General features: G+C 48.0%; 15 protein-coding genes. 9 read left to right on the forward strand and 6 right to left on the reverse strand.

Translation table 11 applies throughout. The features are described from left to right. The first annotated feature begins 18 nt into the window (after positions 1-18). The 6 genes from crtI to JIN82_RS11975 are packed head-to-tail and all read left to right on the forward strand — an operon-like array spanning position 19 to position 7,185. Positions 19-1,596 (forward strand): phytoene desaturase family protein, encoded by a 1,578-nt coding sequence (gene crtI, locus JIN82_RS11950; RefSeq protein WP_200311877.1) that lies wholly within the window; start codon positions 19-21, stop codon positions 1,594-1,596. A gap of 18 nt (positions 1,597-1,614) precedes the next feature. Beyond that, positions 1,615-3,057 (forward strand): aldehyde dehydrogenase family protein, encoded by a 1,443-nt coding sequence (locus JIN82_RS11955; protein ID WP_200311878.1) that lies wholly within the window; start codon positions 1,615-1,617, stop codon positions 3,055-3,057. Between the two features lie 7 nt (positions 3,058-3,064). After that, a complete protein-coding gene (locus JIN82_RS11960) occupies positions 3,065-4,597 on the forward strand; it encodes a phytoene desaturase family protein (protein WP_200311879.1) in 1,533 nt (510 codons plus the stop codon). A gap of 24 nt (positions 4,598-4,621) precedes the next feature. Continuing rightward, positions 4,622-5,404, forward strand: coding sequence for a lysophospholipid acyltransferase family protein (locus JIN82_RS11965; protein WP_200311880.1), 783 nt, complete (start codon positions 4,622-4,624; stop codon positions 5,402-5,404). Then, positions 5,401-6,525 (forward strand): glycosyltransferase family 2 protein, encoded by a 1,125-nt coding sequence (locus JIN82_RS11970; protein WP_200311881.1) that lies wholly within the window; start codon positions 5,401-5,403, stop codon positions 6,523-6,525. The genes JIN82_RS11965 and JIN82_RS11970 overlap by 4 nt, the downstream gene beginning before the upstream one ends. A gap of 6 nt (positions 6,526-6,531) precedes the next feature. Then, positions 6,532-7,185, forward strand: a complete 654-nt coding sequence (locus JIN82_RS11975) for a LolA family protein (protein WP_200311882.1) — start codon at positions 6,532-6,534, stop codon at positions 7,183-7,185. 4 nt (positions 7,186-7,189) lie between these two features. On the opposite strand, the gene JIN82_RS11980 is transcribed toward JIN82_RS11975, so the two are convergent. The 5 genes from JIN82_RS11980 to JIN82_RS12000 all read right to left on the reverse strand — a co-directional run bounded on the left by JIN82_RS11980 (position 7,190) and on the right by JIN82_RS12000 (position 14,091). Continuing rightward, positions 7,190-7,468 carry a hypothetical protein gene (locus JIN82_RS11980; RefSeq protein ID WP_200311883.1) on the reverse strand — a complete coding sequence of 93 codons (279 nt, stop codon included), beginning with the start codon at positions 7,466-7,468 and terminating at the stop codon, positions 7,190-7,192. Between the two features lie 12 nt (positions 7,469-7,480). Then, positions 7,481-8,464, reverse strand: a complete 984-nt coding sequence (locus JIN82_RS11985; protein WP_200311884.1) for an AAA family ATPase — start codon at positions 8,462-8,464, stop codon at positions 7,481-7,483. 37 nt (positions 8,465-8,501) lie between these two features. Next, complete coding sequence (locus tag JIN82_RS11990) at positions 8,502-9,503, reverse strand: beta-ketoacyl-ACP synthase III (RefSeq protein ID WP_200311885.1); 1,002 nt, start codon at positions 9,501-9,503, stop codon at positions 8,502-8,504. A 221-nt stretch (positions 9,504-9,724) separates the two neighbouring features. Continuing rightward, positions 9,725-10,471: a hypothetical protein gene (locus JIN82_RS11995; protein WP_200311886.1), complete on the reverse strand. Its 747-nt coding sequence runs from the start codon at positions 10,469-10,471 to the stop codon at positions 9,725-9,727. A 38-nt stretch (positions 10,472-10,509) separates the two neighbouring features. Further along, positions 10,510-14,091 (reverse strand): hypothetical protein, encoded by a 3,582-nt coding sequence (locus JIN82_RS12000; RefSeq protein ID WP_200311887.1) that lies wholly within the window; start codon positions 14,089-14,091, stop codon positions 10,510-10,512. Between the two features lie 543 nt (positions 14,092-14,634). On the opposite strand from JIN82_RS12000, the gene JIN82_RS17605 reads away from it, so the two are divergent. Together JIN82_RS17605 and JIN82_RS12010 are read left to right on the forward strand one after the other, a co-directional pair. Beyond that, on the forward strand, positions 14,635-16,446 hold the full coding sequence (locus JIN82_RS17605) for a DUF389 domain-containing protein (RefSeq protein WP_200311888.1): 1,812 nt from the start codon (positions 14,635-14,637) through the stop codon (positions 16,444-16,446). Positions 16,447-16,682: 236 nt separating this feature from the next. Then, positions 16,683-20,219, forward strand: a complete 3,537-nt coding sequence (locus JIN82_RS12010; RefSeq protein WP_234041971.1) for an SUMF1/EgtB/PvdO family nonheme iron enzyme — start codon at positions 16,683-16,685, stop codon at positions 20,217-20,219. A 104-nt stretch (positions 20,220-20,323) separates the two neighbouring features. Here JIN82_RS12010 and JIN82_RS12015 read toward each other — a convergent pair whose 3' ends face one another. Continuing rightward, positions 20,324-20,809: a hypothetical protein gene (locus JIN82_RS12015; protein ID WP_200311890.1), complete on the reverse strand. Its 486-nt coding sequence runs from the start codon at positions 20,807-20,809 to the stop codon at positions 20,324-20,326. Between the two features lie 275 nt (positions 20,810-21,084). On the opposite strand from JIN82_RS12015, the gene JIN82_RS12020 reads away from it, so the two are divergent. After that, positions 21,085-24,567 (forward strand): SUMF1/EgtB/PvdO family nonheme iron enzyme, encoded by a 3,483-nt coding sequence (locus JIN82_RS12020; RefSeq protein WP_234041972.1) that lies wholly within the window; start codon positions 21,085-21,087, stop codon positions 24,565-24,567. Positions 24,568-25,097: the final 530 nt, after the last annotated feature.

Raw genomic sequence — 25,097 nt, forward strand, 5'->3', positions numbered from 1 at the left:
GTAGTATTTCGCAAAACCATGAGTGCTCTAATGACAAGGAATAAGAAGAAAGCCGCCATCGTTGGTGCTGGTCCAGGCGGCTTAGCTACGGCTATGCTGCTGGCTCAGCGCGGTGTAAAAGTTGATGTATTTGAGCGGGCTGATGTAGTGGGGGGGCGAACTTCCATTCACAGTGGGGCGGGATTCAAATTCGACCTTGGACCAACTTTTTTTATGTATCCACGCGTTCTGCGTGAAATTTTTGATACCTGTGGATTTGATTTAGACAAAGAGCTAGACATGGTCCGGTTAGATCCACAATACCGGATTATCTTTGGAGCCGGTGGTCAGATAGACGCGACATCTAACCTTGAGAAAATGAAGGAAGAAGTCGCTCGTATTAGCCCAACAGATGCAGATGCATTAGAGCATTTCTTCAATGATAATCGCGAAAAGTTAAAGGCGTTTGAGCCAATTCTCCAGCGCCCATTTCACGGCTGGAAAGATCTAATGGATCCGGGTTTGCTTAAGCTGTTGCCACTGCTACGCCCGCAGCTCAGCTTGGATGGTGATCTGGGTCGATTTTTCAAAGATGAACGCATTCGTTTGGCTTTCAGTTTTCAGTCAAAATACCTTGGCATGTCGCCATTTAGATGTCCTAGCTTATTTTCAATCTTGTCATTCTTGGAATATGAATACGGCGTCTATCATCCCATTGGTGGCTGCGGCCAAGTAACTAAGGTGATGGCAAAACTGGCTGAGAAAATGGGGGTTAACATACACCTCAACGACGAAGTTAAGGGGTTTGATTTTGATGGGAAACGCGTAACGAAAGTACGCAGTGCCAGCGGCATGCATGCTACTGATGCTACCGTGTTGAATGCTGACTTTGCACGTAGCATGACACGCTTGGTTCCTGATAGTTTACGCAACCGTTGGTCAGACAAACAGATAGATAAGAAGCAGTTTTCTTGTTCTACCTTCATGCTCTATTTGGGGATTAAGGGGAAATATGATGATCTCAAACATCATACGATTTATATTTCTAAAGACTATAGTGATAACTTGGATCAGATAGAAAATAAGATGACTCTATCAGATGACCCGTCATTTTATGTGCAGAATGCCTGTGTCACGGATCCGAGCTTGTCGCCTGAGGGGATGAGCACTCTCTACATTCTATTGCCTGTTCCTCACCAAACTGAAAAAATCAACTGGGATGAAGAACAAGCTCGTTATCGTGAAATTGCGCTAGATCAACTTAAGAAAATTGGACTCGATGATGTGCGCGAGCGTATCGAGTACGAGTATATGGTGACGCCAAAAAACTGGGACGAAGACTACCAGATTCACCTGGGAGCCACCTTTAATCTGGCGCACACATTCAAGCAGATGTTGCATCTACGTCCACGAAACCGTTTTGAAGACCTCGATGGTGTCTACCTAACTGGAGGAGGAACCCATCCCGGTAGCGGCTTGCCGGTCATCTTTGAATCTGCGCGTATGAGTTCTAAATTAGCCTTAGATGACCTCGGCCTGAGTGAACACTCAGCTGGCTCGAGGATTAAGAATTTGTTGAAGTCTGGCCCAGTGAGAGCATCCGCGCGAACAGCTTAAATTTTCTATTGAATGACGATGTCTAGCGAATTACAACATCAATGTGTTAGTGTGCACCGGCGTGCTATGATGGCTGCTCGATCGTGGCGTAATAACTCGGTGGGCGACCGCCTTGTATTGCTGAAAAAGTTGCGACGTGAAATGGCGTTACGGGCCAGTGATATTGCTGAGTTGATCCAGCGAGAGGACCTAGCTCTCAGTCTCAGTGCTGAGCTACTGCCGACTTTAGATGCAATGAAATTTCTCGAGAATGAAGGTGAGAAATTGCTGCGTCCTCGTAGACTTGGCGTTAGGGGGCGACCACTGTGGATGGGCACGGTGGACTCTGAAGTTCACTATGAACCGCATGGTACGATTCTAATCATTGCTCCTTCTAACTACCCGTTTCTATTGTCAGCCGCATTGGCATTTCAGGCTCTGGTCGCCGGCAATGCGGTGGTGATTAAACCTGCTGAAAATGAATCTGCTAGTCTGGAGCTACTTCTGGAAATTATGGACGAGGTCGGTTTCCCGCCTGATATCATCCAGCTGCTAGCGACTAGTGTTGAGTCTAGCAAAGTGGCTGTTGAGCATGGTTTTGACAAAGTGATATTCACAGGTTCAGCTGAGACGGGGAGGAAGGTGTTAGCCTCGCAGGCGGCAAAGCTGAAACCTAGCGTGGTAGAACTTTCTGGAAATGATGCCGCGGTTATTCTTGAGGGCGCTGACATTGAACGAGTAGCTAAACTCATTGCTTACGGGCTGTGCCTGAATGATGGCTGTACCTGCATTTCTCCTCGTCGTCTTTTTGTCGCTAATTCTGTGCTGCATGATTTTGTCCATGCCCTGTCAGCTGAGCTGATAGGTGCGGAGGAAGTCATGCTGGGCGAGGCTGCAAAGCAGCGAGTTAACTTGACTATCAATCAATCTCTATCAGCTGGAGCAAGTCTAGCTGTTGGAGGTTTCTCTGAAACTGGGGCTTTTTCGCCATGTGTGCTCACTGACATAGAAGTGGCAATGCCATTTTGTTCCGAGGATCTATTTGCTCCAGTATGTGGAGTGATTGGCTACGATGATGTTAGCCAGCTAGCTGAGCTGGTTAATGCGTCACCATATGCATTGGGAGCTAGCGTTTATGGCCCAAATGAGCAAGCTATCAGATTAGCCGGAAAGTTAGATGTTGGCTGCATTACGGTCAACGACCTGATAGTGCCCACAGCTGATCCACGGGTGCCATTTGGTGGTTACAAGCAGAGTGGATTTGGCACTACTCGTGGACGAGAGGGCCTGATGGAAATGGTGCGAGCTAAGACTGTATTGATTCGTCGGGGTAAGTTTTTAGGTCAGCTAGATACACCTATCACCTCACACACTTCACTGATTGGTAATTACATTAAAATGAGCCATTGCTCCAGCTGGGCAGACCGTGTGCGCGCTAGTATGGAATTTATGAAGGCTTGGAAAAATCAAACTAAGAAATAACAAAACGATGAAATCAGAGACTAAAAATGTAGCTGTTATCGGCTCAGGGTTAGGAGGACTAACGGCGGCATGTACAGCTGCTGCGCGTGGCCACAAAGTAGTTGTCTATGACAAGAATTCCTGGGCGGGTGGTAAAGCTGCCGTATTAAATCAAGACGGCTACAGGTTTGATATGGGGCCAACCATCCTTACTTTACCTAAAGTGCTGAAGCGCGTTTTTGATGAAGCTAACAAAGAGATGAGCGACTATCTAGAGATGGTGCCGCTAGACCCTCAGTGGCGATGTTTCTATGAAGACGGCGAAGTTCTCGACCTCGTTAGTGATGTGGCGGCGATGAAAAAAGAGCTGGACCGTTTCTCTAATGAGGCTGGTGAAGCCGAGCGATACGAGGAGTTCATCAAGATTAGTGAGCAACTGCACGAGATCTCGAAGAAATTCTATTTCTGGAAGAGCGTTGGTGGTGTTGGCGATACCATGAACTTGAAAAAAATGGTCGAGGTGAAAGTACTCAAAGATCTGTTTGCCCTACGCATGGGTAAGAGTATGGCTGGTACCGTTAGAAAGTATGCCCACGATGAACGTGTGGCGCAGATGCTAGATCATTTCACCCAGTATGTTGGATCTAGCCCAATGGGCTCGCCAGCTGTGCTCTGCGGTATTGCGCACATGCAAGTAGAGGAAGGCATCTGGTACCCAATGGGGGGAACCAGAGCTGTGCCAGAGGCATTGGTTAAGCTAGCTGGTGATTTAGGTGTAGAATTTAAGCTGAATGCTGAAGTCACCAAAATCAAAGCTAAAAACGGACGCGCTTACGCAGTCGTTAGTGAGGAGCACGGTGAGGAAGCCTACGACTCTATCATATCAAATAGCGATAGTGTGCGTACTTTCAACGAGCTAGTAGATGGTGGATTGAAGAAGCCGTTTGTTGCTGATAGATACGAGCCAGCTTGTAGCGGAGTCGTGCTCTATCTAGGCCTCAATAAACGCTACGAGCACATCCAACATCATAACTTTGTTTTCTCTAGAAATGCTGAGGAAGAATTTGATGCTATCTACAAACAGGGAATTCCTGCGCCTGATCCTACTTGTTATCTTTGTGCTCCAGCAATGACTGAGCCAGCGGTGGCTCCTGATGGTGGAGAGGCGCTGTATGTGCTTGTGCACACTCCTTACTTACACGAGGGGCAAGACTGGAACGAAATGTTACCAGGCTACCGTCAGGTGATCTTGGATAAACTCAAGCGCTGTGCAGGCATGGAGGATATTGAAGAGCGCATTGTTACGGAGGCGCACCTAACTCCTCAAGATATTCACGATCGTTACCGTGTGCTTAATGGCGCGATTTATGGCCTTGCTAGTCATGGCCTGTTTGGCGGCGCATTTAAGCCAGCTAACCAATGTCCGTGGTTAGACGGTCTCTACCTATGTGGTGGAGCTGCTCACCCTGGACCAGGCATGCCAATGGTAATGATGTCAGGATGGATTGCGGCTGATTGCCTCGACAAAGATGCGGCTCCTGCGGTAGCTGCTGTAGTCTAACTCTAATTGTTTGGATTGTTAACAATGGTTCCTTCATCGACAGACTTACCTAGCATCTCTGCATGGAAATGGCGTTTTTTTCAGGTGTATATTCATCGTTACCTGAAAAAAAACTTCCATGCCGTGCGGCTGAGTAAAAAGTCGATGAAGGATTTTATTGATCAACCAGTGGTGATTTTTGCAAACCACCCGTCATGGTGGGATCCACTAGCATCCTTATTTCTAGCGAATAAATTGATGCCAAATCGTGGCCACTATACGCCAATGGATGGCGAAATGCTAGAGCGCTACAGCATCTTCAAAGGCTTGGGGTATTTTGGTCTGACTCATGGTAATCGTCAATCAGCACGCAAATTTCTAAAGATTTCTCATGCGGTGATAGAATCTGGTGGTGTCTTGTGGATGACTCCGCAAGGGCGATTTAGTGATGTGCGCGAGCGTCCAGCAGCTTTTATGTCGGGCATGGCTCATTTAGTAAAGTTACCCCAGGTGATTCGTTTCCAGCCACTGGCGATAGAATACGTTTATTGGAATGAAAAACACGCTGAAGTTTTACTGCATTTTGGCGAGGCAGTCGAACTCGCTGAAGCTCATGAGCTAGCTGAGAATCATGCGCGCATGGAAGCGGCACTCACCAAAGCGCAAGATGAGCTTGCTGTGTTAGCCAAGCAACGGTCAGCTGATCAGTTCGAGAATTTACTGTCGGGGCAAGCTGGCATGGGCGGACTTTATGGACGCTGGATGAAGTGGCGCGGCTATCAAGATGATCATATGATAGACGGCCAAACTGAGGGGAGTCGGTCATGAGTTGGGATACCATAGCTTACGTCTGTCTGGCCTGTGCGGCTTTACCTGCTGTGCAGTGTTTGATTAATAGCTTTGTTTTTCTTCCTCCTCGCGGCGCGGAAAAACCTTTACCCGCTGTTTCAGTATTGATTCCAGCTAGAAATGAGGAGGCTAATATTGCGAAATTGATAGATTCTCTACTTTCTAGCAAACATGATGATTTTGAGCTGATTGTTGGAGATGATGACTCGAGTGATCGTACGGCTGAGATAGTGACACAGTTAGCAGCTGGAGATAGTCGAGTCAGCTTACTGCCTATCGAAGGGAAGCCAGCTGGCTGGGGTGGGAAAATGTATGCCTGTGAACAGTTAGCCAAAAACGCCAGCCACGAATACCTATTGTTTCTGGATGCAGATGTGGTTGTCACAGAAGATGCCTTGGGTGATATGTTAGCGTTTTTGCTACAAGGGAAAGAGCTTGGCATGATTTCTGGAATTCCCAAACAGATCACGGGAAGCTGGCTAGAGCGTCTGCTGATTCCGTTGGTCTATTTTATATTGTTAGGATTTTTATCTATCATGCGCATGCGTTGGTTCAAGACACCAGCTTATGCTGCAGCTTGTGGGCAGGTGATATTTTGCCGCCGCAATGCCTACTTTGAAATTGGCGGGCATGAGGCGATCAAGAGTTCAGTACACGACGGCTTAGATTTACCTCGTCTTATGCGCAGAGCTGGCTGGCGCACGGATCTATGTGATATTTCAAAGTTGTGCAGCTGCCGAATGTACCACAATGCCCGTGAGACTTGGAACGGCTTGGAGAAAAATGCTCATAGGGGAATAGGCAGCCCGATGTTGATAGGTTTCTTTACCGTTCTGCTACTTACTGGGCAGGTTCTACCAGTTTTGCTGCTACCATTTACTGAGCTATTTAGTTTTTACAGCTGGCTGGCGTTGTTCGTATCAGTAGTCATTTCCTATGCTCAGCGGATCTATCAAGTGGTGGCGTTTGGCAATTGTTTAGCTGGAGCCATGCTGCATCCCTTAGGCATCGTGATATTTCTAGCTGTGCAGTGGACGTCTTTAGTTAGACGACTTCTCGGGGTGAAGTCGACTTGGAAGGGTCGTGTCATTGAAGCCTAATTACTTATGAAAGATAAAATCAAAATCTATCTAGCGTTAATTTTGCTAGTATCGTTGGTGCCAGCACGAGCGAGTGATCTAGCGCCATTAGAATCCTGGCTGGCAGCGCAGGCAAATTATAGATCTGTACAGGCTGAGTTTATTCAGACTCGCCAGCTAGCAAGTGTGCGGGATCCGCTGACAGCAAAGGGTGAAATGTGGGCGAAACACCCAGGCTATTTTCTCTGGGATATAGGTAGGCCTAGCAAAGTGCGGGTTGTACGAAATCCAGCGGGTTATACCTATTTTAATCTAGCTGAAATGAAGGCAGTTGTGATGGCCCCTGATAGTCGATATGCCAAACAGTTCGCCTTTCTCAATGCTGAGATGCCAGCTAGCCTAGCAGAGTTGCAGAAGCGCTTTAAGATTGAGAAGACCTCAATGGATGCTCAGAAGATCTTTTCGGTGACGATGTCACCAGTAGCTCGCAGGATGCGCAGCGAGCTACCGTGGGTGATGTTCCAAATTGACAGTCAAAAGAACCAGCTAGTGGCTTTTGAAATTCACCTCAAAGACAAAACAAAAATCCGCACGGTATTTACCAAATACCAATGGAATGTGAAGATTCCGGATAGTCGCTTCCAGCTGTCTACCGCAGGCTTTGAGGTGATTAGAAAATAACAGCTTAGTTTTCGAGCTTAATCAAGTGGCCTTTGGTAAGCCTACAGGTGATATCAGGACCTTTAACTGTTGGGTCCCAGCCCATTTCTGGGCCGTGCTCGATGATGTCTAATACCATGACTTCCTTGAAGAGGCGTGGCACTTTGGCGATGAGCATTTGGCCATCTGGAATTTCGTTGAGTTGGACGTGTACTTCCGAGCCTTGTTTGGTGGTACGAGTCATCCAGCGGTACTGGTGATCTAGATAGCAGACAACGTTGCCTTTGTTTGTTGGAATTGGCATGGTTAGGATAGGTTAGGGGACGACAACGCCTGAGAGAATTTTTTCTACAATAGCGTCTGTAGTGATGTCTTCAGCCTCAGCTTCGTAGCTAGGCAGAATGCGGTGGCGTAGGATGTCTGGCGCAAGGTCCTTGATATCTTGCGGGGTGACGTAGGCTCGACCGAGAGTGAAGGCACGCGCTCTAGCAGCTAGAGCCATGTTGATGGTAGCACGCGGTGAGGCACCTGCACGGACGAGGTTAGCGAGCGCTGGGTCAATCGTCTCTGGCTGGCGAGTGGCCTGCACGATGTCGACGATGTACTTACGCACTGCTGGGTCGATGTAGATTTGGTTTACCAGCTCGATACTACGGATCACTGATTTTGGATCCGCGACTTGTTTGGTTTTGTAGACTGGCGCCGAGGTGGCCATGCGGTCGAGGATGACGAGTTCTTGTTCCGCTGTTGGGTAGTCGAGTGTTACCTTGAACAAGAATCTATCTAGCTGAGCTTCTGGCAGCTGGTAGGTTCCTTCTTGGTCAATTGGGTTCTGGGTAGCGAGAACGAGAAATGGATCTGGCAGTTTGTAGGTTTTTTCGCCGAGTGTAACTTGGCGTTCCTGCATGGCTTCTAGCAGTGCTGATTGAACCTTAGCTGGCGCACGGTTAATTTCGTCAGCTAGGATGATATTGGAAAATACTGGGCCTAGCTTGGATGAGAAATTACCTTCCTGCGGGTTGTAGATCATTGTGCCTATCAGGTCACTTGGCAGTAGATCTGGAGTGAACTGAATACGGGAGAAGTCGACGTGTAGACAGCCAGCCAGCGCATTGATTGTTAGCGTTTTGGCTAGGCCTGGCACACCTTCTAGCAAGATGTGGTGCTTGCACAAGAGGCCGATAATCAGCCTGTCTACAAGTTGAGCTTGGCCGACGAGGACCTTGCCCATTTCTTCCTTAACCGCTGGGATCCAGTTGCTCAGCGCGGTGATTTCTTTTTGCAGTTGCTCCGAGTCCATAATCGTTGTGCAGAATTAGTGAGTGATAGAAATTAATTTACCAACGAATAGCAGTGGCCGCCCAAGTAAATCCAGCTCCAAATACAACTAAGATGATATTGTCGCCACGCTTGAAGGCTCCTTCACGGTGAGCTTCATCCAGAGCAATCGCTACAGCCGCAGCTGAGGTATTGCCGTATTTTTGCAGGTTCACGTAAACGCGATCGTTAGGTACTGAAAGTCGGTTAGCAATGGCATCGATGATGCGTAAGTTAGCTTGGTGTGGGATGATGAGCTGGATGTCATCGGTGTCTAAACCAGCGCGCTCGATGACTTTCTCAGCGGCATTTTTCATGGCATTGACGGCGACTTTGAAAACTTCACGTCCTTGCATTTCCATGCCGTGGAGGTTTTGGTCGACATTTTCAGGAGTGATAGGCAGAGCTGAACCGCCACCAGGAATGCGCAGCAGGCCTGTGTGAGCGCCATCGGATCCCATTTCCGTGGCGAGGATTTCGCCATCATTTTCGCCAGAACGCTTGAGTACGGCGGCTCCGGCGCCATCGCCAAAGAGGATGCAAGTATTACGATCTTTCCAGTTCACAGCGCTGGAAAGTTTTTCGGCGCCGACGATGAGAGCATTTTTATAGGCGCCATCCGAGATCAGTCGTTTGGCTACTTTCATGGCGTAGAGGAAGCCAGAGCATGCGGCTGAGATATCAAAGGCCACGGCGCCTTTTGCCCCGAGCATTTCCTGCACGTAGCAGGCTGTCGCTGGAGTTGGCGTGTCTGGGGTGATAGTGGCGACAATGATGAGCTCGATGTCTTGAGCGGCGATGCCAGATTGTTCTAACGCTTTGAGTGATGCCTTGTAAGCGAGGTGAGAGGTGAACTCGTCTTCAGCCGCGATGCGGCGCTCTTTGATGCCAGTGCGCGAGGCAATCCACTCGTCAGAGGTGTCTACGATCTTTTCCAGATCCGCATTGGTCATGACTCTTTCTGGCACGTAACTACCTGTGCCAGCAATGCATACGGGAGATTCAGTCTTATACTCACTCATGATCTTATCAGAAATTTTCACCCATCGCTGCGACGGGCGAGCACAGACTAGTCATAAAATCAGATTCTGCAACCGCGAAACTCCCGATATCATCAAGCGGCTAAATCAAGTTGGCGGGGGCGAAACATACGCTGTAATTAGCCTAGCTGTAGTTGTTGAGGCTGCCGAGCACGAGCAGCCAACTAGCAGCCTGAATAGGTGCTCTAACTATGGCTAAATATCTATCTAGAAGCGGGCTTTTGTTTTGGGCTCGCCTGCATGTCTTGGGGCATCGCTTTGTCGCGAAGGGCAGTTGTTCGTAGTTTGTTGCCACGTTTGACATCTTGGCGTGGCCAGATGAAGCAGAGCTCACGACATTTTTTGTTTGGGAATAGGCGTGAGTTGAATATCAGCTCTAATTGCTTTTTGTTTTTGACCGCAGCTTTAATTGGTAGGTTGCCTTTGAAATCAGGGGCCATTTTATAGGCCACTGGCTGAGTTGGGTTCGCCGTGATCTTCTTGGTTTTGCCTTCTTGGCCAACAATGAGGAATAGTTTGTCTGAGGTTAGGTTGATGAACTGTACAGTTCCGTTAGGGAACTTGTTGGTTGAATCGTCCAGAGTAATAACGCGGAAGCTTGGGTCGCTATCTTTGGTCTGCTTGATAGGCACAAAGACAAAGAGAAGCTGCGAACTCTTTTGCGGGATTTTTACTGATGCAATTGGGCGAGCATCTGCTGATTTGAGGTCTGTGCCCAGAGCGTAGAAATCTATTTTTTGGGTAGCACGCAGAGCATAGTTTTCAGAGCGATTGTGGCAAGAGGCTTTGATGACCACGCTTTTCTTTAGATCTGAGTTAGCGATGGCTTCGATAGAGCCAGTAACGGTAACGCATTTGAAGTTGAGCTTCTGTGCTGGGGGAGCTGCTAGGGCAAAGCCTAGCTGGGCTAGTATGAGTAGGGGAACGATTAAGAGTTTGATGGGTGACATAATCTATGTGTTCGTTGTGAAGTGAGTGATGTAGCTAGTTAAATCTCGTTTTTATTTAACCAGCGGAAGCTGACCATTTCGAAACGTCTGCCCCATTGGGTTGCCTTTGTATTAGTTAGTTCGTTAGGATCTACTTCCCATGGTTCCTGTGGGTCTGGGTTGATTGGCTGGGTAGTGCGTTGAACTACGGCCTCACACCAAGCGGTAGCGAGTATTTTGCCCTTGCTATCAACCGAGTCGCCATAGGCGCGGATGACAAAGGTATCTGAACGTGCGCTGATAGATGATCCAATGTTCTGCAGGACATCACTCTGCAGGATAAAGCTAGGCGATGAAGCCGCTATGGGAACCTCGAGGTCTGTTGGGCTGGCATCTGCTGAAGCCTCAGTATTGATTTTAATATTTTCATCTAGGCCGTTAAAGTCAGCGATTGTGAATGTGCCATAGCTTTCCAGAGCTTGGTTGATTTCTGATTTGTTAAGCGCGTGCTGGATGGTGCCAGCTAGCTGCATTTCTTTGTCGCCAGCTGGGTCACGGTTTACAAATTCGCCTAAGCCTAAGAATGGGGTGACTTCACCTTTTTTATTCAGTGATTGGGCTCGGCGTCGTTTGATTTCTGTGACGATTTCTTCAGCTAATTTTTCTACCTGTGCGTCGTCGAGTTGGGCGAAGCCGCTCCATGAACTATCAGATGATTCTGACGGTTCTTCGTAGCCTTCTCCAGCTGGGCGCGATGATCTCGAGAGTGTTGATAGGTCTTCGTTGTCAATTTCGGAGCCGGTATTATCTAGCAGTGTTTTGTTGCGGTTTCCAGCTAGCATGGCTTTCCAAGCTTCAACTGACGTTGAGTTAATATTAAAGCCTCCCTTGATAGCCAGATGGGCGGCACTAGTTTTAAAGTCTAGCAGTTCATCTGCTATTGTCTCATTATCCTGTGAAGTAGTTCGTAGGGTGACTCTAGAATTCAATAATGGAACTTCACCTTCCATGAAGTCGCTGACGACCTCATCTAATGAGCTGATAGTCTGACTTTTTGATGAGCTATAGTCACTCTCTTTGGGTGAGATTGAGGAGAAATAATATCGATCCCATAGCTCTGCGTTAGCGTAGTATGAGAGGTCATAGAATGTTTGTTTATTAGGTTTGTGGAAGGTTTTGGAGAAATCGTCTAGATCAAGGCTGGGGAAGGAATTGCCTATAGCGAGAGCTGGCTGAGCTCCAGTCATTGTGATGTTGGCGTGTTGAAATGCACCAATGGAGCTCATTGGTGCTGTTGGCACCTCGACGATACAGGTGAACTCTTCGCCTTCTGAGCCATTATCCCACCCCCAGGTGGAATGATCACCTCCGTTAGCATAAGATGATTCTAATACTGGGAATGAATCGAAGGCGAAATTATAATGGCCGTGCATCATTGGTGACATTAGTGAACGGCCAGCTGTGCCGTTATTTTCACCGTATGCGCGGTTTGAATCTGATGGAGCTAATGGGTTACCTAAAACAAAGGATGGGAAACCTACAGTAGGAGAACCTTCACTGTAGGAGTAATCTGAACTACTATGACGCCGGTGCTTAGAGGGTTTGACATAGAGATCCAATACGGAAATTGGCGTTGGTTCATCATAATAGGAGGGTGGGTGAATATTATCTGGCATGGAATCGAAGGGAGAGCTGCTACCGTGGCCTTCTATCAGCCCTGTTGTTCTTTGGTGTAACTGGCTGATGTCACCAGACCAGAGGAATGACCAATCGGAGTCAGCGGACTCTTTGATGTCTACACAGATTTTAGAGTCATCGTTCCATGTCGTGAAAAACTTAACATTCTCGGAAGCCTCGGTTACGCCAACATCGAATTTATGATCAACCTCGATGCCGAACTCGTTAGGATCAGTCATGTCGGTGATCTGACTCATCGGCATTTGATGGCCCCATGTCAAATTACGCTCAGGAGCGAATACTTTAATTTGTCCTGGTGAGTAGGAAGTTGTATCGACGACAAATTGGGTAAATAAATATTTGTTCTCGGAATATAATTGATCTTTCTCTTCAACATCTTTTAGGTGGTTTATAAGCTTTTCGTCATCCGTTTCGTCATCTACTTCATAATGAAGCATAGCGTTTTTCACAAATAGGGTAACTCGCATTTGTGGAATTTCCATCGCTACATTATATGGGTTATGTATGTGGATAATGGGCAGAATACGCAATTTGAACTTGATGGGGATTGGGCTCTCTGGATCATCTACCTCTTCTGCTGAACCTTTGACTCCTTCGATAATAGAATAGATAGTGATTCTGTTCAGGTAGGGACTGATGTTGTTTCGCAAAGCCCTTGTTGTTGGCCCCATGTGGATGGATTTGCCATTTCTAATTCGCATGGTCTCAGAGGTGGCAATATCAACTCTTCGATATTGGCTAAATGTGAGAGCTGATGGGCAACGGATCCAAGCTCCTTCTGGGTTGTCGATGAACTCCTGAAAGTTTGGTTTATTAGCTAGAGCTGTGAATTTTGGTGAGTCGAGTGAACCGATGTTATTTTTATACATTCGGTAATGATTTCTCAGAACATCGATGGTTGGGCCGTGGATATTATCTTGATGAAATAACAGCCCTTTAGGCTCTGTGGCTTCAGTGCTGACCGGTGTATCTAGATTCACATAAGCTGCGTAATCGGCAGGGGCGATGGCTTCGAACTCAGCGTCGTTCATTTCAAATAACAAGCTGAGGTCGGTTTTTAGCCCGCCGTTTTTTGTATCAGTAGCTAGCGCATACGAGTGGCTAGTGACACTGTGGAAATTCTTTTTGAAGGCATCTTTAGCCACCCCTGGGATGAGTCTGAGCGAGTTGGTGGTGATGGCGGTGTCGAGATTTTCTTCATCTTTGGCGACCTCTTCGAAGCCAGCCATGACTTCGATGGCTGCGCGTTCAGTTTGCTGGCCAGCTAGAGCGAGGTTTTCTTGAGTATTTTCTAGGTTAACGCGCGCTTTGACACCTTCATCGCCGACCCACCATGCGTAGTGACCGCTCGCTTCGTTAGTGGAAAATTCATCAGATTTATCGTAAAGAGGGACTTTTTCTGCGAGTACCGCATTTTTCGGTTCGCTAGTCGTGTCGGCAGATCCAGCACCCACCATGCTAGCCCATGCGGGATCGCTTTCTTCAGGGGCGGGGGTAGAAATTTCGCTATAAAGTAGATTTTTACTCACCGTAGCTGAAGAGGCGAGCCAGCCGAGGAAGTCGCCATCAGCGAGACCGTCGTTATCATTGTCTTGGCTAGACCATACGCCCACCCAGTGGTGTTTGCCGTAGCCTGCTGCCCCTGTGATGTCGGCTTCAGCGGTGACGCGCTGGTCTGCTCCAGCTGATTTTTGCAGCTCACCTAGAGCGATTGCTAGTGCCAAGCGCGCATTGGCTTGGGCTTCTAGTCGGGCATTGTTATGTTTAGCTGCTCTGGTTTCTACTGTGCCGAGGCTAAGCATGGCCAAGGCAACCAGAGCGAGTATTGCCATGATGGTGATGGTGGCTACCAAAGCAAAGCCCTTTTGCTTGCTAGATGGCTGGCGCATGAATGGTGCCGCTTTTCTAAGCAGCGTGTGAGGTGTCATTGGCTGTGGCTTCATAGCGAGAGATCGGGTGAGTGGCTTATTGCAAGCTATCGTACTTAAGCATCCGTTGATATCAATGTGTCGTTTGCTTGATGATTTAGCAGGAGTGATTTAGATTTGTTATTTCAAGGAACTTGTTTCAAATGTGCTATATTCGGGCGCCCGATTTGGATAATTGGACAGTCCCTACATGGGTTTACGTGGCTTGTGGATGACTATTTGCAAGCATAATAATAACAGATAAATAACTCTGTTTTCCCTTCATAGCGTGGATGTCGGTAGTATCTAATTGAGTCTGAATTATTTTAAGCATGTGCTGTGCCTAGTTAATAATATTTCATATTTTTATGTTTAGCGTGTATCAGTCCGCGGCTAAAGTTAAATGCTATCATGCCATTGTTTTTGTGGTGTCGATTAACTTTGTTAATGGTATTTTCTATAAATTTTGCACGGCTAATAAGTTTGCTTGGATGCGTTGAAATCTGAGTGATTTATGTATTTTTTTAGGTGAGAAATTCTGGGCTTTTCATTTGATGATAAAATGTTTCATTAACTGGCGTGTTAGTCATTATTCGTAGAGAATCTGAAGCGGCGGCGATGGTGCGCTGGGGAGTGAGGTTTGCCGTTGGTCGTGGCAGCCGCTTGGATATTTTGTGGATAGAGGAAGGCAAGGGGCAGGCTGATGTAGAATGGCAGTCTTGGGGCAGTGAGCTATTGGAAGCTGAACCGTATTGGAATGTTATCGCCGATGCGCTGGCTGAAGCTGGCTCTACGCAGATTCGTCTGGCGCGCCACAGTGTGGTGCGGCGTAGCAAGGCGGTCTTGCAGACAGTGAAAAAAATCCAGCCGAGTTTGTTAATTGTTGGTCGCCACGACTCAGCTAAGGACGGCAGCCCTTATGGTAAGTTAGCTAGAGATCTGCTGGAGGATGCTGACTGCGCAGTTTTGGTTTTGCGTCTTGGCTCGGAGAGCATGGAAAACCAGAAAATTCTGGTTCCATGTGCAGGTGGTCAGCATTCTAAGTTAGGTTTGAGTTTGGCATCTAGCATAGCTGGTGCTGACGCGGTGGCGCTTTTTATCGAGCCTAACGTGGATGAAGTTTCTCATGATGTTGGGTACGGCCACTTGATACGTTATGTAAATCGCGCTGGATTAAAGACGGAGGATGTTAGCAGCAAAGTGGTAGTTAGTGATTCAGTGAGCGAAGGCATTGCTGGGGAGATTAATTCTGGCGAGTACGGATTGTTATTAATTGGCGCGACTGGAGCAGGGACTATGCGCAAGAGCCTGTTTGGCACCGTGCAAGGGCGCTTGATGACTGGCGAGAGGGCAATGAGCATCGGAGTCGTTAGAGCGGCGCGCCCAGTGGGTCAGCGTGTGCGTTATTACTTTGAAGATTTTCTTAAACTGAGGATTCCTCAGCTGGGGCGAACTGAGAGGATTTCTTTGTTCAACGAAATGGAGAGCAAGTCGCGTTGGTCATTTGATTTTGCGGTATTGATGATCTTGGCGACTTCTATTGCTTCGTTAGGTTTGTTAGCTGATAGTGGCGCGGTGGTAATTGGGGCGATGTTAGTAGCGCCGCTAATGACGCCACTGCTCGGTGGTGGTCTGGCCTTGGTGCAGGGAAATATGCCGCTGTGGCAGAGGTGTCAGAAGGCTGTGGGCTTAGGATTTTTGAGCGCTTTGATCGTTGGTTTTATCTCGGGGTTATTTGCCCGCTTTGTGCAGATTGGTATCACTGGTGAGCTGGAAGCTCGCGGGGCACCAACATTGCTAGATCTTGGTGTCGCATTTATTTCAGGCATTGCGGCATCTTATTGCATGGCGCGACCGAAGCTCACTGGTGCTCTGGCAGGGGTGGCGATAGCCGCGGCTCTTGTACCGCCGATTAGCACGACTGGAATTGGGCTCGCGATGGGTGAGTTTGAGCTGGCTAAGGGGGCGGCGCTGTTATTTGGCACAAACGTGGTGGCGATTGTTTTGGGTTCAGCGTGTAATTTCTATTCAGCTGGTGTGCGCGGTCGTTCAGCTACAGACCATCTATTAAGTCGGCGGATCTTCATTGGCTTCACATTAATTGGTATTGGTTTGATGGTGCCGCTGACATCGATTTTAGCCAGCAAGGTAGCGCAGCCGCTGTCATCATCAACGATGCTGCACGATGTGCTTGATGATCACGGTTATCATTTGGTTTCTGCCCGGCGCACACGTGAAAATGGTGATTTGATGGTGGTCATTGTGGTTGAGGGCGCACAGCCCGTCGATGCCACGGTGCTCAGCCAGCTGAAAGTGATTGCTCAGGAGTATTACAAGCAAGAGGTGAGGCTGAAAGTTTCCACACGTTTGGTTCTTGAGAGTGACGTTTGAATAGCTGGTGCCGGCTGGTCGTTTGTTTTACGGGTATTTTCCCAGCATCAAAGCCCCCTAGCGCCTGTGGCTAGGGGATTTGGTGTCTCTTGAATTATTGATATCTGTCTGTTTGAAGTGATTCGTTTGTGTGACGAGTAAATCAATTTACTGTCTGGTGATAAAAAGTACTATAAATGTAGTATTTAATAAAGGCATCCAGTTTGAGACTGCTTGCCATTGAGTGACCTTGCAAAATGATGACGTTGAAAAAGAACACGGTGAAATGCTTTCTGGTATTGATGAGCATTTGTTTATGGAATTCCAGCTGGGGGCGTGGCCAGTGCGAACTGAGTGATTGGTACGTTGGCGCTGAGGGGAAAGTCACTGATTGGCTGGGTGATTTTGACAAAGCGTCTGAAAATCCTGATTGCTGGCTGGAAACTAAAGGGCAGTTCAACCGGAGCCTACGTTTTACCAATAGAAAACATCCGCAGTTTCTCATCGCCAAGCTCACCGCTGACTCAGATTACCTTCAGGGGCTGAGTGTTCCTACGTACAATACTGAAGTTCGCGTAAATGGTCAGATCATTCCTAAATACCGTGATTCAGGTTTGTTCTATCAGCTGCCGCTAAAAAAGGGCGAGAATACTTTTGAAATCAAAGTGCTGCCGATTCCGAAAAATCAAAAGCGTCCTGCTCATCAGCTGCATATGACGCGCATCGAGCTGGAATTTGTTTATCCAGAATATGAAAAATCATTAGAAGATCTGCAATTATCGATTGTCAATTTGGCCAAAGAATTCCCAAGCTACGATGCTAGCAAGTATAGCGCGCGGTTTAAAAAACTATCCAAAGGTGAAGATTGGGACGCGCTCAAGGCGCTTCGCCACGAGGCCTTAGTAGCGGATAACCCAATGGTGGACTTTGAAGAAATCATCTTCCGCCGCAGTAAGTCGACTCGTATGCCAGCTAACTGGCGTGGCAACTCAGAGTTTCTACACCGTGCGAAGCAGAAGTTTAGCTTCAACTTTAGCGACAGCATTGAAGCGATGAACGTTCGCTCAGGTGATTTGCGTGAGATCTATAAACCTAGCGATACCAAGGAAGCGTTGATGGACATCAACTTGCACTTTGACGCGGGCAAGTTCCTCTACTCAGGCATCAATACGGAGACGCAGACGTCTGAAGTTTATGAAATGAACGTCGACGGATCTGGGAAGCGCCAAATCACTACTCACCGCGATGAAATTGATAACTACAACGCGGTTTATCTACCAAATGGCAAGCTCATCTACTGCTCAACAGCTAGTTTGAACTCCGTGCCATGTGTGGGCGGTAGTGATTATGTAGGCACACTTTTCGAAATGAATGCCGATGGCTCAGGCAAACGCCAGCTGACATTTGACCAAGAAAATGCCTGGTACCCGTGGGTTAAGGAAAATGGTAAAGTGCAATATTCTCGCTGGGAATATACTGACAACTCACACTATTTCACACGCATCTTGATGGAAATGAACCCAGACGGCACCGACAACCGCTCGGTTTATGGTTCTAACTCATACTGGCCAAATACCTTATTCTACGCCAAACAAATCCCGGGCAATAGCTCGCAGTTTAGCGCAATTGTCTCTGGCCACCACGGGCCATCCCGTCAGGGTGAGCTGTGGGTCTTCGATCAATCAAAAGGATCTTTTGAGGGTGACGGCGCGATGTACCGCATCCCTGGCCGCGGTCGTACTTATGAGCCAGAAATTATCGACCAATACGTGGTAGGTAAGTGGCCAATGTTTGTGCACCCTTATCCGCTTGGAGATGGCTATTTCCTCGTCGCTGGTAAAATGACACCTGAAACTCCATGGGCTCTCTACATGGTAGATAAGTTTGATAACATGGTGCAGTTAGGCGAGAGCCGTGACCAGATGTTTGAGCCGATTCCGCTGAAGGCGCGGCCCACACCACGTGTGATTCCTGAACGTCGGAACCTCGAGGCCGATGACGCGAACCTTTACATTCAAAACATCTACGCAGGCCCAGGCCTAGAAGGAATTCCGCAAGGAGAAATCGGTGGACTGAGACTCTTCACTTACGGTTACGCATACCGCGATACTGGTAACCACGATGCGCTCGCTATCGAAGGTGGCTGGGACATGAAGCGTGTATTAGGCACCGTGCCAGTTGAGGAAGACGGCTCTGTGATGGTGAAAATTCCCCACAGCCAACCAATTTCTATCCAGCCATTAGATAAAGATGGCAATGCCATGCAGGTGATGCGTAGCTGGCTAGCAGCTCAGCCGGGCGAGACGGTTTCTTGTGTCGGCTGTCACGAACCTAGCAATACCGCACCGCTGCCAAATGTCACTTTGGCATCCAAAAAATCACCGCAGGAACTCAAGCCGTGGAGCGAGCATCCGATTCATGGATTTGGCTTCAAACGTGAAATCCAGCCAGTGCTCGACCAATACTGCGCAGGCTGTCACGACGGCTCAGACGATAAACCTAACTTTGCTGATATCACTGAGCACAAATTCCGCCGCGCCAGCTTCAGTACTTCTTACATGGCGCTGCATCCATACGTTAGACGTCCGGGGCCCGAGAGTGATTTGCACATCCTCACGCCAATGGACTTCCACGTTTCTACCAGTGAGCTCTTCCAAATCCTTGATAAAGGTCACCACGGTGTGGAACTCAGTGATGAAGCGCGTGAGAAGTTAGTTACTTGGGTAGACCTCAACGTGCCATACCACGCTACGTGGACAGAGTTTGATAGTGATCCACTAACACTGAAGTGGGCCAAGCGTACCGTTGAGTACAAGAAGAAGTTTGTTGGTATCGACGACGACATCGAGTGGATGCCACCACTTCCTACCGAGCGCCCAGAATTTATCAAACCAGCAAAACTAGAGCGCCCAGAGGCAGTGACTCATTCCAGCTGGCCGATTGATTTTAGCAATCACAAGGTGGAGAAGAAAATGATCAAGTTTGGTGAGTCTGTGCTCGAGTTTGTACGCATTCCAGCTGGCGAGTTTGTTATGGGCTCCGTCGACGGCGAGCGCGATGAATTCCCGCAGTCAGTAGTGAAAATCGACCGTCCATTCTGGATGTCTACCACTGAGGTGACCAATGCTCAGATGCGTGAATTTAAGCCAGAGCACCACAGCCGCTTTATCAACCAACAGTGGAAAGATCACATTTTCCCTGGATACCCAGCCAATGATCCACAGATGCCAGCCATCCGTGTGAACTGGAATGATGCGATGGCATTTGCTAGCTGGCTCGGTGAGCAGAGCGGTCAGACCATTAACCTCCCAACTGAAGCACAGTGGGAGTGGGCTGCTAGAGCGGGTAGTGATCAACCATTCTTCTTTGGTACAACTGGTTTCGAAAACTATGCTAACCTAGCTGACACTAACATTGGTGATCTCGCTGTTCGCGGTGTCGATCCTCAGCCAGTGCCAAAACAACATCGCACACCATTGATCGACTTTGTGCCACGCGATGAATCATTCGACGACGGTAGAATGCTGCCAGATGGTACCGGACAATATAAGGCTAACGCATTTGGTCTTCACGACATGATTGGTAACGTGGCCGAGTGGACTCGCACCAGCTACAAACCTTATCCATACAACGAGACTGACGGACGCAATGATCTATCAACAGATGATGCCAAAGTTGTTCGTGGTGGATCATGGCGCGATCGCCCGCATCGTGCGACTTCATCTTACCGCCTCAAATACGCACCATTCCAGCAGGTCTACAATGTTGGTTTCCGCGTGATTATCGAAGATTAAGCGACAGCTCTAAAACAACTGGCCGGTTTGGGTGATTAATTCCCAACCGGCCATTTTTTTGCCCAAGAAAAAATCAGCTAGAACTAACGAGCTGGCTAGATTGATTAGTTAGCCAGCGGGCTAATGATAGCTTGGCCACCTTGTGCGCCCTGTACTTGCCAGGTTCCGTAATAGCTGCCATTGCGGTAATCAGCTTTGACGGATAAGCCGTTAGGAAAGTAAAAGGTGCCACGCGGGCGGCTTTCTGGCTCGGGTGGTAGATAGGAAAAACCGCCGCTGGAATCTTTGCCGGTGGAGGTGAGTAGCCTTTGTCCTTCGAAATAAGGTAGGGCTGCCTGCATATCGATACTGGTGGTAAAACTGCCAGTGATAGGTCGCTCCGGCGACGGGGACTTTTCTCTGAAATGCATGCTGCCTGTGGCGAGCAAACTACCGCGCTCGCCAGCTTGATCGGCGGCGCTGAAAAATTGTGTTGAATATCTAGGGCCTTTGATGGGGGCGTCTGCTAGTTTTTCAGCTGGAGTTCTGGTATCCTCCTTCGGGGTACACGCGAGTAGTAGGCAGCTGGTTAGAAATAGGGTGGTTCGCATAACCTTGTTTATCAGTTTAGTATCTATGATGGCAAGCCTGCAGCATTGTTTGTCCTAGTTGCTAGCTGGATGATATAATATGTGAATTATGATATTTTCATAAATGAATAGATAATTTGGCAGGCTTGTTGGCGCAAATTTTGTCAACTTTGATAAAAAAAGTTTTCAGTACAGTACTAGTCAGCGGGATACACCCAAGCAGTCAAACAATGATTGATAAGATGAAGAGTAATTACGGAAATAAATGTATTAGATTCCTATTCCTGTTGCTGGGAATGTGTCTATTTGAGCCCTGTTGGGGGGATCAAGGGAAATGCGAGCTGAGTGATTGGTATGTTGGAAAAGAAGGGGTGATCACTGATTGGCCTGGGGATTTTGACAAAGCATCCAAATCCTCTAACTACTATTTAGAGCAAAATGGTCAATTTAACCGTGCTTTAAAGATTAAGAACCCAAAAGCGAATCAGTATCTAGTAGCCACATTAACAGCTGATAGAGATTATGATCAAGGCCTGAGCGTACCACAAGGTAATGTCAAACTGCGCCTTAACGGTAAAGTACTAACAAAGTACCAGGGATCAAAGATCTTCTACAAGATGCCTCTTAAGAAAGGTGTTAACACCTTTGAAATGATGGTGCCAGCGATGAAAACCGCGCGTAAGCATCAAGGGGTTTTCATGACTCTGGTAGATCTGGAGTTTATTTATCCAGAATATGAAAAATCATTAGAAGACCTGCGTTTGTCTGTAGCGAATCTAGCGAAAGAGTATCCAGACTATAAGACCAGCAAGTACAGCGCTCGCATGAAGAAGCTGGAGCAAGGTGAAGATTGGGATGGACTTAAAGCTCTTCGTTATGAGGCATTGGTGACAGATAACCCAATGGTTGACTTCGACGAAATCATCTTCCGTCGCAGCCAATCAGATAGACTGCCAGCTAACTGGAGGGGGAACTCAGAGTTCACTCGCCGTGACAAGCAAGTCTATAGCTTTGATTTTGGTGATAGCATTGAGCGCCTGAATCTACGCACTGGTAAGACTAAAGAAGTTTACAAACCTAAGAGCAAAAAAGAATCTCTGATGGACATCAACCTCGATTATGAGGCTGGTAAATTCTTGTATTCTGCAATCAATACGGAGACGACTACTTCTGAGATTTATGAAATGAATATCGACGGGTCAGGTAAGCGCCAGCTCACCACATTCCTCGACGAGGTCGATAACTACAATGCGGTGTATTTGCCGAGCGGCAAAATCATCTATTGCTCCACAGCCAGCTTGAACTCAGTACCATGTGTTCGCGGCAAAGATTATGTGGGCACACTCTTTGAAATGGAAGGCGACGGGTCTAAGCCGCGCATGCTAACATTTGACCAAGAAAACGTCTGGTACCCTTGGGTGAAGGAGAATGGTAAAGTGCAGTATTCTCGCTGGGAGTACACTGATAACTCTCACTACTTCACTCGTATCCTCATGGAAATGAACCCTGACGGTACTGATAACCGCTCAGTTTACGGGTCTAACTCATACTGGCCAAATACTTTATTCTACGCCAAACAGATCCCAGGTAAGACATCACAGTTTAGTGCGATTGTTTCTGGCCACCACGGTGCTGCGCGCCAAGGTGAGCTATGGGTATTTGACCAATCATTAGGTTCATTTGAAGCTGAAGGTGCGATGTACCGTATCCCTGGCCGTGGACGTACCTACGAGCCAAGAATCATCGACAAATACGTTGTTGGTAAGTGGCCAATGTTCCTGCACCCATATCCGCTAGGTGATGGTTACTTTGTGGTATCAGGAAAAATGAACCCAAATGCTAAATGGTCACTCTACTTGGTGGATAAGTTTGATAACATCATTCAGTTAGGCGAGAGCCGCGATCAGATGTTTGAGCCAATTCCTCTGAAGAAGCGCAACAAACCACCAGTGATTCCTAGCAGACGCGATCCAAATGCGGATGATGCTAACTTATACATTCAAAATATCTACGCAGGTCCAGGTCTGGAAGGTATTCCAGAAGGTGAAATCGGTGGACTGAGACTCTTTACTTACGGTTACGCCTACCGCGACACTGGTAATCACGATGCGCTGGCTATCGAAGGTGGCTGGGATATGAAGCGTGTATTAGGTACCGTTCCTGTTGAGAAAGATGGTTCTGTGATGGTGAAAATTCCTCACAGCATGCCAATTTCTATCCAGCCATTAGATAAAGATGGCAATGCTATGCAGGTGATGCGTAGCTGGCTAACTGCTCAACCAGGCGAGACAGTTTCTTGTGTCGGCTGTCACGAGCCAAGCAACACTGCGCCGCAGCCACACGCTACACTGGCATCTAAAAAAGCACCAGTATCGCTCAAACCATGGAGCGATCAGCCAATTCACGGATTTGGCTTCAAACGTGAAATCCAGCCAGTGCTCGACCAATACTGTGTCGGCTGTCACGATGGCTCAAGTGATACTCCTAACTTTGCGGACAATGTAGACCAGAAATTTGGTCGCGCATCATTCAGTGGAGCTTACATGGCGCTGCATCCATACGTTAGACGTCCAGGACCAGAGAGTGATCTGCATATCCTCACTCCAATGGATGTACACACTTCTACCAGTGAGCTCTTCCAGATTCTGGAGAAAGGTCACCACGGTGTGGAACTCAGCGATGAAGCGCTTGAGAAGTTAGTCACATGGGCTGACCTCAACGTGCCATACCACGCTACTTGGACAGAGTTTGATAGTGATCCACTAACACTGAAGTGGGCTAAGCGTACTGTTGAGTATAAGAAGCGATTCGCTAACATTGACGATGACATCGAGTGGGTGCCTGCGCTTCCTACTGAGCGTCCATCATTTGTTAAACCACCAAAACAAGAGCGTCCTGAGGCTTTGACTCATACTAACTGGCCAATCGACTTTGCTAATCACAAGGTTGAGAAGAAGACTATCAAGTTTGGTGACTCAGAGCTCGAGTTAGTTCGTGTACCAGCTGGTGAGTTTGTTATGGGATCCGTTGACGGTGAGCGTGATGAATTCCCGCAGTCTGTAGTGAAAGTGGACCGCGCATTCTGGATGTCTACTACTGAGGTAACTAACGCACAGCTGCGTGAGTTTAACCCAGAGCACAATAGCCGCCATATCAACCAGCAGTGGAAAGATCATATCTTCCCTGGCTATCCAGCTAATGATCCACAGATGCCAGCCATCCGTGTGACTTGGAATGATGCGATGGGATTTGCTAGCTGGCTCGGTGAGCAGAGCGGTCAGACAATCAACCTGCCAACAGAAGCACAGTGGGAGTGGGCTGCTAGAGCTGGTAATGATCAACCATTCTTCTTCGGTACGACTGGTTTTGAAAATTATGCCAACCTAGCTGATACTAACATTGGTGATCTAGCAGTATATGGTATTGATCCACAGCCGCTGCCAAAAGAAAGACGCACACCACTCAATGACTTCGTTCCTCGCGACGAGTCATTTGATGACGGCAGAATGATACCTGACGGTACAGGCCAGTATAAGGCTAACGCCTTTGGTCTCTACGACATGATTGGTAACGTTGCTGAGTGGACACGTACTAGTTACAAGTCGTATCCATACAACGAGGCTGACGGCCGCAACGATCTATCAAAGGGTGACGCTAAAGTTGTTCGTGGTGGTTCATGGCGTGATCGTCCGCACCGCGCGACTTCATCTTACCGTCTGAAATACGCACCATACCAAAAAGTTTATAACGTTGGTTTCCGCGTAATCATCGAAGATTAATTGTCGATTCTATATCGATAGACCAGCGGGGCGCATCGCGCGCCCGCTGGTCACTATCAGCCGCAGGGGTTTCCTGCAGCTGATTTTTTTGTTTGTTAGTTGAGGTTTTTTTTCAGCTAGCTGGCTGGAATGTGGCGCTAGGACCGTTAGTTCCAGCTGAGTTGTGTGGTTTCAGGTACACGGTGGTCCATTCTGCCTTCGGCAGATGATTGTCTGCTGGGGGTGACCACGGGTTGCACTCGCTGGGCTCGTTGACCCGCGGCTAAAGTCTTTAAACCCTTCGGGTTTGGGTCGGCAGGTTTTGTAGCCGGTCTGAATTTGTGCCGGTGTGAATTTGTCTGTCTTGCTATTTACTATTTGTTGCTCTAGCGCCGTTAGTTCCAGCTGAGTTGTGTGGTTTCAGACGTACGGTGGTCCATTCTGCCTTCGGCAGATGGTTGTCTGCTTGGCTTGACCACGGGTTGCACTCGCTGGGCTCGTTGACCCGCGGCTAAAGTCTTTAAACCCTTCGGGTTTGGGTCGGCAGGTTT

Source organism: Persicirhabdus sediminis (genome assembly GCF_016595495.1).
Classification (GTDB): domain Bacteria; phylum Verrucomicrobiota; class Verrucomicrobiia; order Verrucomicrobiales; family Akkermansiaceae; genus Persicirhabdus; species Persicirhabdus sediminis.

Bases quoted from the DNA above. Each gene is read 5' to 3' on its own strand.
- JIN82_RS11955 (WP_200311878.1), top strand. From the start codon at position 1,615: ATGTCTAGCGAATTACAACATCAATGTGTTAGTGTGCACCGGCGTGCT.
- JIN82_RS11985 (WP_200311884.1), bottom strand. From the start codon at position 8,464: ATGGACTCGGAGCAACTGCAAAAAGAAATCACCGCGCTGAGCAACTGG.
- crtI (WP_200311877.1), top strand. From the start codon at position 19: ATGAGTGCTCTAATGACAAGGAATAAGAAGAAAGCCGCCATCGTTGGT.
- JIN82_RS11980 (WP_200311883.1), bottom strand. From the start codon at position 7,468: ATGCCAATTCCAACAAACAAAGGCAACGTTGTCTGCTATCTAGATCAC.
- JIN82_RS11960 (WP_200311879.1), top strand. From the start codon at position 3,065: ATGAAATCAGAGACTAAAAATGTAGCTGTTATCGGCTCAGGGTTAGGA.
- JIN82_RS12020 (WP_234041972.1), top strand. From the start codon at position 21,085: ATGTGTCTATTTGAGCCCTGTTGGGGGGATCAAGGGAAATGCGAGCTG.
- JIN82_RS12010 (WP_234041971.1), top strand. From the start codon at position 16,683: ATGATGACGTTGAAAAAGAACACGGTGAAATGCTTTCTGGTATTGATG.
- JIN82_RS11970 (WP_200311881.1), top strand. From the start codon at position 5,401: ATGAGTTGGGATACCATAGCTTACGTCTGTCTGGCCTGTGCGGCTTTA.
- JIN82_RS11965 (WP_200311880.1), top strand. From the start codon at position 4,622: ATGGTTCCTTCATCGACAGACTTACCTAGCATCTCTGCATGGAAATGG.
- JIN82_RS11990 (WP_200311885.1), bottom strand. From the start codon at position 9,503: ATGAGTGAGTATAAGACTGAATCTCCCGTATGCATTGCTGGCACAGGT.
- JIN82_RS11995 (WP_200311886.1), bottom strand. From the start codon at position 10,471: ATGTCACCCATCAAACTCTTAATCGTTCCCCTACTCATACTAGCCCAG.
- JIN82_RS11975 (WP_200311882.1), top strand. From the start codon at position 6,532: ATGAAAGATAAAATCAAAATCTATCTAGCGTTAATTTTGCTAGTATCG.
- JIN82_RS12015 (WP_200311890.1), bottom strand. From the start codon at position 20,809: ATGCGAACCACCCTATTTCTAACCAGCTGCCTACTACTCGCGTGTACC.
- JIN82_RS12000 (WP_200311887.1), bottom strand. From the start codon at position 14,091: ATGAAGCCACAGCCAATGACACCTCACACGCTGCTTAGAAAAGCGGCA.